Annotated in this window: 1 protein-coding gene (running past one end of the window); it reads left to right on the top strand. The window is 74.5% G+C overall.

Translation table 11 applies throughout. The features are described 5' to 3' along the window. Positions 1 to 12,114 carry the 5' portion of an SDR family NAD(P)-dependent oxidoreductase gene (locus CPH93_RS33050; RefSeq protein ID WP_159395088.1) on the top strand. Its footprint extends 11,928 nt past the window's final position, so 12,114 of the gene's 24,042 nt are visible here — the first part of the coding sequence; the start codon lies at positions 1 to 3; its stop codon lies off the right edge, out of view.

The following is a 12,114-nucleotide window of genomic DNA, read 5'->3' on the forward strand; positions in this document are numbered from 1 at the left end:
GTGAGCAGAAACATCCTTCGTGTGCCGGCATGGCGCGACGAACCGGCGCGAGAGCGCACCGCGCCCCCCGGAACCCGGCGGCTGGTCGTGCTGTGCGACACCCCCGACGCGGACGTGACCGACCTGCGCCGGCACCTGCCCGGCGTGTCCGTCGCCCGCGTGGAAAGCCGTGACGACGGGCCCGCTGCCGCCTACGAGCACGCGGCGACCCTGCTGCTCGGCGAGCTCCAGCGGCTGCTGAACCAGCCGGCCGGCGGCCCCCGTTCCGTGCAGGTCGTGTGCCGGGAGGGGACTCCGTACGGCTACGCCGGTCTGATCGGCATGCTGCGCACCGCCGCGCAGGAGGACCCGGCGCTGCACGGCCAGCTGATCGAGTTCACGCAGCGGCCGTCGGGCGAGGAGCTCGCCCGCGTGCTGCGGGCGGAGTCCGGGCAGGCGGCGGACCACGTGCGCTACACCGGCGGCCGCCGCCAGGTCCGCGCCTGGGCAGCGGCCCCGCGTCCGGCGGCAGCCCCGCCGGTGTGGAAGGCCGACGGCGTCTATCTGATCAGCGGGGGAGCGGGCGGCGTCGGCCGGCTGGTCGCCGCCGACATCGCACGGCACGCCCCCGGCGCCCGGGTCGTCCTGTGCGGACGCTCGCCGGCGGGCCCCGGGCCCGGTGAGCTGCGCCCGGGGGCCGAGTACCGCCGGGTGGACGTCGCCGACGCCGCCGCCGTGGCGGAGCTCGTCAACTCCCTTGTGGGCACGTACGGCAGGCTCGACGGGGTCGTGCACGCGGCGGGCCTGATCAGCGACGACTACGTGATCCGCAAGTCCCACCAGGACGCCCAGCGGGTCCTGGCGCCGAAAGCCGCCGGGCTGGTGCACCTCGACGAGGCCACCCGCCGCCTGCCGTTGGACTTCCTCGCGGCGTTCTCCTCCGGCGCGGGGACGCTGGGCAACCCCGGGCAGGCCGACTACGCCGCCGCGAACGGGTTCCTCGACGCCTACCTGACCCACCGGGCCGGCCTGGCCGCCGCGGGCGAGCGCCACGGCGCGAGCGTCTCGATCGGCTGGCCGCTGTGGCAGGACGGCGGGATGAGCGTCCCGGCCGAGGACGTGCCCGCGCTCACCGCCCGCTTCGGGCGCCCCCTGACAACGGACACGGCACTGCGGGCCCTGCACGGCGCACTGGCGCTCGGCACACCACACCTACTGGTCATGGACGAGGAGAGCGGAGTGGACGAGGAAGGTCCGCAGGAGGCGCAGACGCCGCAGACGGGGCCGGCGGAACTGCGGGCACGCGTGCTGCCCCTGCTGAAGGAGTTGATCGCCGAGACGGTGCGGCTCGACCCCGCCCGGCTGGACGCCGCCGCTCCGCTCGACGGCTTCGGCATCGACTCGCTTGCCGTGACCCGGCTCAACCGCCGGTTCGCGCAGTGGTTCGGCGCCCTGCCCAAGACGGTGCTCTACCAGTACCCGACGCTGAACGACCTGGCCGGGCACCTGGCGGAGCAGCACGCGGACGGCTGCCGCCGCTGGCTCGGCGACGTCCCGGACGTGGCCGCCGCCCCGGCCGGGACTCCGGCGACGGCGGCCGCGCCGCTGACGGCGCGGCCCCGTCCGGCCGACGCGGACGAGCCGATCGCCATCATCGGCCTGAGCGGGCGCTACCCGGACGCCCCGACCCTGGAGGCGTTCTGGGAGAACCTGCGCGCGGGCCGGGAGAGCGTCCGCGAGGTCCCCGCCGAGCGCTGGCCGCTGGACCCCTTCTACGAACCGGATCCGCAGCGGGCCGTGCAGCAGGGCGCCAGCTACAGCAAGTGGGGCGCGTTCCTCGACGACTTCGCCCGCTTCGACGCCGCGTTCTTCGGGATCGCGCCGCGCGACGCCGCCGACATGGACCCGCAGGAACGGCTGTTCGTCGAGAGCGCCTGGTCGGTGCTGGAGGACGCCGGCTATACGCGGCAGCGCCTCGCCGAGCAGCACGCATCGTCGGTCGGCGTCTTCGCCGGGATCACCAAGACCGGCTTCGACCGCCACCGCCCGCCGGCGACCGACGGATTGCCGCCCGCGCCGCGCACGTCCTTCGGATCGCTGGCCAACCGGGTGTCGTACCTGCTGGACCTGCACGGCCCGAGCATGCCCATCGACACCATGTGCTCGTCGTCGCTGACCGCGATTCACGAGGCCTGCGAGCACCTGCGCCACGGCGCGTGCGAGCTGGCCATCGCCGGCGGTGTCAACCTCTACCTGCACCCCTCCTCGTACGTCGAGCTGTGCCGCTCCCGGATGCTCGCCACCGACGGGCACTGCCGCAGCTTCGGCGCCGGCGGCGACGGGTTCCTGCCCGGCGAGGGCGTCGGCGCGGTGCTGTTGAAGCCGCTGTCCGCGGCCGAGGCCGACGGCGACCCCATCCACGCGGTGATCGTCGGCTCCGCCATCAACCACGGTGGGCGCACCAACGGGTACACCGTGCCCAACCCGCGCGCACAGGCCGCGCTGATCCGCGACGCGCTGGGCCGCGCCGGCGTGTCCGCGGCCGGCATCGGCTACATCGAGGCGCACGGCACCGGCACCCGGCTCGGCGACCCCGTCGAGATCGACGGTCTGACCCAGGCCTTCGCTCCTGACGCCGGCGGGAGCGGTGCGTGCGCCCTCGGCTCGGTCAAGTCGAACATCGGCCACCTGGAGGCCGCTGCCGGTATCGCGGGCCTGACCAAGGCCGTACTGCAACTGCAGCACGGCGAGTTCGCGCCCACCCTGCATGCCGAACAGACCAACCCCGACATCGACTTCGCGGCCACCCCGTTCACCCTGCAGACCGGCGGGGCCCCCTGGCCGCGGCCCGCGGACGGCGGCCCGCGGAGGGCCGGCATCTCCTCGTTCGGCGCGGGCGGCGCCAACGCCCATGTCATCGTCGCCGAGTACCGGAGCCCGACGACCGCACCCGCCACGCCCGCCCCGTCCGCACGGCCGGTGCTGCTGCCGCTGTCCGCCCGGACCACCGAGGACCTGCACGCACGGGCCGGCCAACTGTCCGACCTGCTCCGCAACGGAGCCCCCGTGGACCTGCCCGCCGTCGCGGCCACCCTCCAGACCGGACGGGAGGAGATGGACGAGCGGGTGTGCTTCGTCGCGAGCACACCCGAGGAATGGCTCGACCAGCTCGACGCCTTCCTCGCCGGCTCCGGCTCCGGCTCCGGCTCCGAGGCCGAGGGCCCGTGGTCCCGCGGCCGCGTCAGGGCCACTCGCGAGACCCTGGCAGCCCTGGCGGAGAAGGACGAACTGCGCGCCCTCGTCGCCCGCTGGATCAACCGCGGCGACTGGCACGACCTGGCCGCCTTCTGGGCCAAGGGCATGCCGCTCGACTGGACCCGCCTGCACGCCGGTGCGGACACGCCGGCACGGGTCCACCTGCCCGCCTACCCCTTCGCCGGACGGGAGTTCTGGTTCGGCCCGGCCGGCAGCGAGCACCCGGCAACGACGCCGGCGGCCGCCCCGTCCCGCCCGACGGCGGCCGGTGCCGCCGACGTCGAGCGCATCCTGCTCGACGCACTGGCCGAGGCCCTGCAGATGCCGGTCGCCGAGATCGAGCGCCGCCGCCCCTTCGCCGACTACGGCCTGGACTCCATCCTCGGCGTGAACCTGGTCCACACGCTCAACACGGCCCTCGGCACCGCGCTGGAAACCACCGATCTCTTCGACCACGGCACCGTCGAGCGCCTGCACGCGTTCATCATCGGTACCTACCGTGACGCGCTGCACGCACCGGCCTCCCCGGCAGCCGTCGCCCCGGCGCCGGACGACGACGCCATCGCCGTCGTCGGGATGGCCGCCCGCTACGCCGACGCCGAGGACCCGCGCGCGCTCTGGGACCACCTGATGGCCGGCCACGACCTCGTCGAACCGGTGACCCGCTGGCCGCTCGGCCAGGACGTGAGTTGCCGCTCCGGCAGCTTCGTCCGCGGCATCGACCAGTTCGACCCGGTGTTCTTCGCGATCTCCGGCGTCGAGGCCACCACCATGGACCCCCAGCAGCGCATCTTCCTCGAACAGTGCTGGAACGCCCTGGAGGACGCCGGCTACACCGGCGAACGCCTGACCAACCGCAACTGCGGCGTCTACGCCGGCTGTTACGCCGGCGACTACCACGACCAGCTGGACGCCCGGCCGCCGGCGCAGGCCCTGTGGGGCACCATGGGCTCGGTCGTCGCGTCCCGGATCGCCTACCACCTCGACCTCAAGGGCCCTGCCCTCACCACCGACACCTCCTGCTCCAGCTCACTCGTCTCCCTGCACCTGGCCTGCCGCGACCTGCTCTCCGGCGACGCCGACATGGCCATTGCGGGCGGGGTGTTCATCCAGACCACGCCGCGGCTGTACGAGTCGGCGACCCGCGCGGGCATGCTCTCGCCCAGCGGCCGCTGCCACAGCTTCGACGCCCGCGCCGACGGCTTCGTCCCGGGCGAGGGCGCGGGCGCCGTCGTCCTCAAGCGGCTCGCCGACGCCCGGCGCGACGGCGACCACATCTACGGCGTCGTCCGCGGCTCCGGCATCAACCAGGACGGCACCACCAACGGCATCACCGCCCCGAGCGCGGCCTCGCAGGAACAGCTCCTGCGCGACGTCCACGCCCGCAGCGGCATCGAGCCGGGCGGCATCCAGCTCGTCGAGGCGCACGGCACGGGTACCCAGCTCGGCGACCCGATCGAATTCCGCGCGCTCACCCGCGCGTTCGAGGACGCCCCGGCCGGGAGCGCCGTCCTGGGATCGATCAAGACCAACATCGGGCACACGCAGTTCGCCGCCGGCATCGCGGGCGTCATCAAGGCGCTGCTGGCCCTGGAGCACCGGCAGATCCCGCCGTCGCTCCACTTCCACGAGGCCAACCGCGCCGTCGTACTCGACGGCAGCCCGTTCACCGTCACCACCGCCCCGCAGCCCTGGACGGCACCTGCCCGCGGCCCGCGCCGGGCGGCCGTGAGTTCCTTCGGGGCCAGCGGCACCAACGCGCACATCGTGCTGGAGGAGCACCCGGTCCCGCGGACGACCGGCGCGGGCGGGGAACACGCCTTTCTGCTGTCGGCCCGCACCCCGGCCGCGCTCCGTGCCGTCGCCGAACGGCTGCTCGCCCACCTCGACCGCGAACCCGGTCTGCCCGCCGACGCCGTCGCCTTCAGCCTGGCCGCCGGACGCAGCCACTTCGCGCACCGGCTGGCCGTCGTCGCCGCCGGCCTGCCCGACCTGGCGGCACGCCTGCGCTCCTGGCTGTCCGGCACCGCCGGTGACACGGTGCTGCAGGGGGAGACCGCAGCGGACCCGCGCCCCGTCGGCGGTGTGCGCGCCCTTGCCCCGGCCGCGCTGGCCGCAGCGTACGTACGGGGCGAGGCCGACCGGTTCGCCGACAGCTTCGCGTCCGCCTCGCGCCGCCAGGTGCCGCTGCCGACCTACCCGTTCGAGCGGCAGCGCTACTGGACCGACACGACCGACACCGGGGAGAGCCAGGGGCACAAGGACACGGACGAGGCCGCCTACCGCCTCCGGCTCGGCGGCGAGGAGTTCTTCCTGGCCGACCACCACGTCAACGGCCGGGCCGTGCTGCCCGGCGTGCTCTCGCTGGAGGTCGCACGCCGTGCCGTGACCGGCAGTTCCTTCGCGCCGGTCGGCCTGCGCGATGTCGTATGGCCGGAGCCGTTCCCGGTCGGGGACGGCGGCGCCGAACTACGAGTCGATCGGGACGGCGACGCCTTCCGCGTCCTGCGCGACGGCTCGACCGTGCACGCCCAGGGCCGGATCGCCACGCCCGGCCCGCCCGTCCCGACGCCGTTGGACGACCTGCGGGCCCGCTGCGGCCGCCGCACCCTGTCGCGGAGCCAGTGCCGTGCGGCCCTCGACGCCGTCGGCATCCGCCACGGAGAGCGCCTGCGCGCCATCGACACCCTGGCCATTGGTGACGGCGAGGTCCTGGCCCGGCTCGTCCTGCCCGACGGCGCCCGCGACGGCGCGTTCGCGCTGCACCCCGCGATGCTCGACGGCGCCGTCCAGGCCGTCGTCGGCCTCTACGGCGATGCCACCGGCACGCTCGACGAGCAACGCGGCGCACCCGCACTGCCCTTCGCCCTGGACGCCGCCGACCTCTTCGCCCCCACCACCGAACGCATGTGGGCCCACCTGCGCCACACCGAGGGCTACACCCCCTCGGCCGACCGGGACGTGACGAAAGTGGACATCGACGTGTACGACGACGACGGACAGCTCTCCGCGAGCCTGCGCGGCTACGCGTTCCGCCGCATGACCGCCCCGTCCGGCGCGGCCCCGCGTGCCACGCTGCTGGCACCGGTGTGGGACGCCCTGCCCGCCGCGCCCGCCGCGCCCGCCGCCCCCTGGCCCCACCCGCACACCCGCGTCGTGCTGCTGGGCGGCACCACCGAGGAACGGGACGGGCTCCGCCGCCGCTACCCGGACGCCACCGTCCTGGACGCCCACGCCGACGAACCGGTCGACCAGCTGGCCGCGCGGCTGCCCGCCGGCGCCGAGCACGTCTTCTGGCTCGCCCCGGCCGGCCCCGCCGGCGCCCCGGACGCCGCGCGGTACGACGGCACCCTCGCCGTATTCCGTCTGGTCAAGGCGCTGTTGGCCGACGGCGCGGACGCCCGTGAGATGGGCCTGACCCTGGTCACCCGGCAGGCGCGCCGGCTACCGGGCGACACCGGTGCCGACCCCGCCCACGCCGGTGTGCACGGCCTCGCCGGCACCCTGGCCAAGGAGTACCCGCACTGGCGGATCCGCGTCGCCGACATCGAGGCGGACGCCGCCGTGCCCTGGCCGGCTCTGCTGGCTCTGCCCGCCGACCCCCGCGGCGAGACCCTGGCTCACCGGCACGGCGAGTGGTACCGCCTGCGCCTGCTGGAGACGCACGGGCCCGGGGCCGTGGCCGCCGCGCGCGAGCCCGGCGGCGTGCTCGTGGCCATCGGCGGCGCCGGCGGCATCGGCACCGTGTGGACCGCGCACATGATGCGCCGTCACGGCGCCCGGGTCGTCTGGATCGGACGCCGCCCGCTGGACGCCGCCATCGCCGCTCAGCAGGAAGCCCTGGCGGCCCACGGCCCCAAGCCGGACTACGTGCAGGCCGACGCGACCGACCCCGAGGCCCTGCGCCGCGCCTGCGACGAGATCGTGCGGCGGCACGGCCCCGTGCGCGGCGTCCTGCACACCGCGATCGTCCTCGGCGACCAGACCCTCGCCCGGATGGACGAGGACCGGTTCCGCACGACGTACGCCGCCAAGGCCGACATCGCCGTGAACCTCGCCGACGCCTTCGCCGGCCAGCCGCTGGACTTCGTCGCGTTCTTCTCCTCCATGCAGGCCTTCTTCAAGGCCCCCGGCCAGGCCAACTACGCGGCGGGCTGCACCTTCGCCGACGCCTACGCCGAGCACCTTGCCACCCGGCTCGACTGCCCGGTCAAGGTCATGAACTGGGGTTACTGGGCCGGCGTCGGCGTCGTCACCGCCGACGGCTACCGGCAGCGCATGGCACAGCTGGGCCTGGGCTCGATCGAACCGGACGAGGGCATGGCCGCCTTCGACACCCTGCTGGCCTCCCCGTACCCGCAGCTCGCACTCCTCAAGGCCACGGACACCCGCAGCATCGACGGCCTCCACGACGACGACGCCCTCACGCACCCGGCCGTCACCATCCCGTCCCTGATCGGCGCCCTGGGCGAGGACCGCCCCGACCGCCGCGCCGAGATCGCGCAGCTGCGCGAGAAGGCGGGCGGGCACGCCGGAGCCATGCAGGACGCACTCGTCCGCATCACCTGGGCGCTGTTGCAGTCCCTGGGCCTGTTCCGCGACGGCCGCGCGGCCACCGCCGCCGAGTGGCGCGCCGTCGGCGGCATCGAGGACCGCTACGCGCGCTGGACCGAGCACACCCTCGCCGTCCTCGCCGACGCCGGCCACCTGCACCGCGAGGGCGAAGACACGTACGCGGCCCTCGATACCCGTACCGGATCCGTCGACGACGCCTGGGCCGACTGGGACCGGGCGCGGCAGCAGTGGCTGGCCGACGACGCCAAGCGTCCCCAGGCGATCCTCGTCGACACGACGCTGCGCGCCATGACCGGCATCCTCACCGGCCGCCGCCCGGCCACCGACGTGATGTTCCCGAACGCCTCGCTCGAACTTGTCGAGGCCGTGTACAAGAACAACCCCGTCGCCGACTACTTCAACGACGTGCTCGCCGACACCCTCGTCGGCTACCTCGAACGGCGGCTGGCGGACGACCCGTCCGCCCGCCTGCGCATCCTGGAGATCGGCGCCGGCACCGGCGGTACCAGCGCCACGGTCCTCCGCAGGCTGCAGCCGTGGGCCCGGCACATCGAGAAGTACACCTACACCGACATCTCCAAGGCGTTCCTGCTGTACGGGCAGCGGGAGTACGGCGAGATCGCCCCGTACCTGGACGCACGGCTCTTCAACGCCGAGAAGCCGCTGGCAGGCCAGGAGGTGGAACCCGGCGCGTACGACGTCGTGATCGCCACCAACGTGCTGCACGCGACCCGCAACATCCGCAGGACGCTGCGCAACGCCAAGGCCGCCGCGCGCCCGAACGCCCTGCTGCTGCTCAACGAGCTGAGCGACAACATCCTCTTCAGCCACCTCACGTTCGGCCTCCTGGACGGCTGGTGGCTCTACGACGACCCGGCGCCGCGTATCCCCGGTTCTCCGGGCCTGGCGCCGGAGAGCTGGCGGCGGGTCCTGGGCGAGGTCGGCTTCCGCGCGGCGTTCGTCGCCGCCGCGGGCGCCGACGACCTCGGCCAGCAGGTGATCGTCGCCGAGAGCGACGGCGCGATCCGCCAGCCGCGCCCGGACGGGGAGTCCGCCTTCCGCGGCACCCTCCCCGAGGCCGGGCCGCGGGCCGCCGAGCCTCAACTGCCCGCCCCGACACCGGATCCGGTCGCCGCCGACGGCGTACGTGACGACGAGCTCCTGGCGGACCTGGCCCGTGACCACTTCCGCACCCTGGTCGCGGACACCTTGCAACTGCCGGTCGCCGACATCCGCGCCGATGTGCCCTTCGACCGCTACGGCATCGACTCGATCCTGGTCGTCCAGCTGACGGAAGCGGTCCGTAAGGGGCTCTGCAACGTCGGCAGCACGCTGTTCTTCGAGGTACGGACGGTCGACGGCCTCGTCCAGCACTTCCTGCGCACCCAGCCCGACGCGCTCGCGAAACTGGTCGGCCTGAGCGGCGCGCGGGCCGCGCGCACCGACGAGCAGCCCGCGCAGCCCGCGCAGGCCGCCGGGCCGGAGCCGGCCCCCGTCATCGCCGCCGAACCGCCCCGCGCCGAGCAGGGCATGGCCATCGCGATCGTCGGCATGGCAGGCCGCTACCCCGGCGCACCCGACCTGGACACCTTCTGGGAGAACCTGCTCGCCGGCCGGGACAGCATCACCGAGATCCCGGCCGGGCGCTGGGACCACAGCCGCTACTACGACGCGCGTCGCGGCGTGCCCGGCAGGACGTACAGCAAGTGGGGCGGCTTCCTCGACGGGATCGACGAGTTCGACCCGCTGTTCTTCGGGATCTCGCCGAAGGCGGCGTCCACGATGGACCCGCAGGAGCGGCTGTTCCTGCAGTGCGCCCACACCACGCTGGAGGACGCCGGCTACTCGCGCGGCGCCCTGCGCGCCGCCGCCCGCGCCCGGGTGGCCGAGGACGCCGGCGACATCGGGGTGTTCGCCGGCGCGATGTACTCCGAGTACCAGCTCTACGGCGCGGAGTACAGCGTGCGCGGTGAGCCGGTCGTGGTGCCGGGGAGCCTGGCGTCCATCGCCAACCGCGTCTCCTACTTCCTGGACGCGAGCGGCCCCAGCGTCACCGTCGACACCATGTGCGCCTCGGCGCTGTCCGCGATCCACCTCGCCTGCGCCGCCCTCCAGCGAGGGGAGTGCGGTGTCGCCCTGGCCGGCGGGGTCAACCTGTCGGTGCACCCGGGCAAGTACCTGATGATCGGGGAGGGCCAGTTCGCCTCCAGCGACGGCCGCTGCCGCAGCTTCGGTGAGGGCGGCGACGGCTACGTGCCCGGCGAGGGCGTCGGCGCGGTGCTGCTGCGCCCGCTCGCCGACGCCGTCGCCGACGGCGACCGCATCCTCGGCGTGATCCGCGGCACCGCGGTGAACCACGGCGGCCACACGCACGGATTCACCGTGCCGAACCCGCTCGCGCAGGCGGCGGTCATCCGCAGCGCCTGGCGCCGGGCCGGAGTGGACCCCCGGGACATAGGCTGCATCGAGGCGCACGGCACCGGCACCTCGCTGGGCGACCCGATCGAAATCGCCGGGCTGAACGCGGCCTTCGCCGAGTTCACCGACGCCCGGAACTTCTGCGCCATCGGCTCGGCGAAGTCGAACATCGGCCACCTGGAGTCCGCGGCGGGTATCGCGGGACTCGCCAAGCTGCTGCTGCAGATGCGGCACGGCACGCTCGTGCCCTCCCTGCACGCCGAACGCGTCAACCCCGACATCGACTTCGCCGACAGCCCCTTCGTCCTGCAGCGCGAAGCCGCGCCCTGGCCGAGGACCGGCACCCGCCCGCGCCTCGGAGGCCTCTCCTCGTTCGGCGCAGGCGGCTCCAACGCCCACCTCGTGGTCGAGGAGCACGCCGGGAAGGACCTCGCGCCCGATGCGCCCGAGGCGCCCGCGCACCGTGGCGAAACCGTCGTCGTGGTGCTGTCCGCCTTCGACGAAGAGCGCCTGCGCGAATCGGCCGGGCGGCTGCGCGACGCGCTGCGCAAGGAGCGGTGGAGCAGCGCGGACCTGCCCGACATCGCCTACACGCTGCAGGTCGGCCGCGAGGCGATGACCGCACGGTTCGCCGTGGCCGTCAGCACGCTTCCCGCCCTGGTCGACGCGCTGGACGCCTGCGCGCTCGGCAGCACGCTGCCCGCGGGCGCGTACCTCAACCCCGGCGGCGAGGGGGGCGGCGCGGTCAAGGACTTCCTCACCGACGAGGACTTCCAGGAGACGGCCGTGCGCTGGGCACGGCGCGGAAAGCCGGCGCCGCTGGCCGAGGCCTGGACCAGCGGCCTGGCCGTCGACTGGGCCCGCCTCCACACCGAGGGACCCAAGCCGCGCAAGGTCGGACTGCCCGGCTACCCGTTCGCCCGGGAGCGCTACTGGTACACCGACGGACTTCCGGAACTCCAGGAAATCCCCGCCACGTTCGGGAACGCCGCACGGCAGCCCGCCACCCCGCCCCCTGCCGTGGAGGCCGCGCCTGCGACGACGTCCGCCGTGCCCGCCCCGCCCGCGCGGCCGGCCAATTCCTACGAGCTTCCCGCGGGCGACCTCACCCTGCACCCCGTCTGGGAGCCCGTCCGGCTGCTGCGCGGCAGCCCTTACCCGTCCGCCGCCTCCCGTGTGGTGGCGATCGGCCTCGCACCGGACGCCCTCGCCGAGCTGACCGCCCGCCGCCCGCAGACCGTGGTGCTGGACACCGCCGCGTCCTGTGCCGAAGAGGTGCGTGACGAACTCGCCGTCCTGGGCGACTTCGACCACGTCGTCATGCAGTTCCCGACCGCAGCCGCCGCCCACGGCGCCGAGGCGCAGATCGGCACGCAGCGCGCGGCGATCCGGAGGATGTTCCGGGTCCTCAAGGCACTGGCCCTCACCCGGGACGAGCAGCGGCTCGGACTCACCCTCCTGACCAGCGGCGCGTTCGACGCAGGCGGCTCCGGGACCGCCGACCCGGCGCAGGCGAGCCTGCACGGTCTGCTCGGCGGCCTGGCCAAGGAGCAGCCGCACTGGCGCATCCGCGCAGTCGACCTGGCCGACGGCGAACCGTTCGTCGCCGACGAGGTCTTCGCCCTGCCCGCCGACCGCCGCGCGCACCCGCTCGTCCGCCGCGGCGGCCAGTGGCTGCGCCGTCAGCTCCTGCCGGTGGACGCCACCGAGCCGCCCGCGGAGCCCGTGCTGCGCCGCGACGGCGTCTATGTGCTCATCGGCGGCGCGGGCGACCTCGGCGTGCTGCTCAGCGAATACCTCGTACGGCAACACGACGCCCACGTCGTATGGGTCGGCCGCCGCGCCGAGGACGAGGACATCCGGGCCAAGGCGGACCGGGCCGCAGCG

The organism is Streptomyces sp. 2323.1 (genome assembly GCF_900221035.1).
Taxonomy (GTDB): domain Bacteria; phylum Actinomycetota; class Actinomycetes; order Streptomycetales; family Streptomycetaceae; genus Streptomyces; species Streptomyces sioyaensis.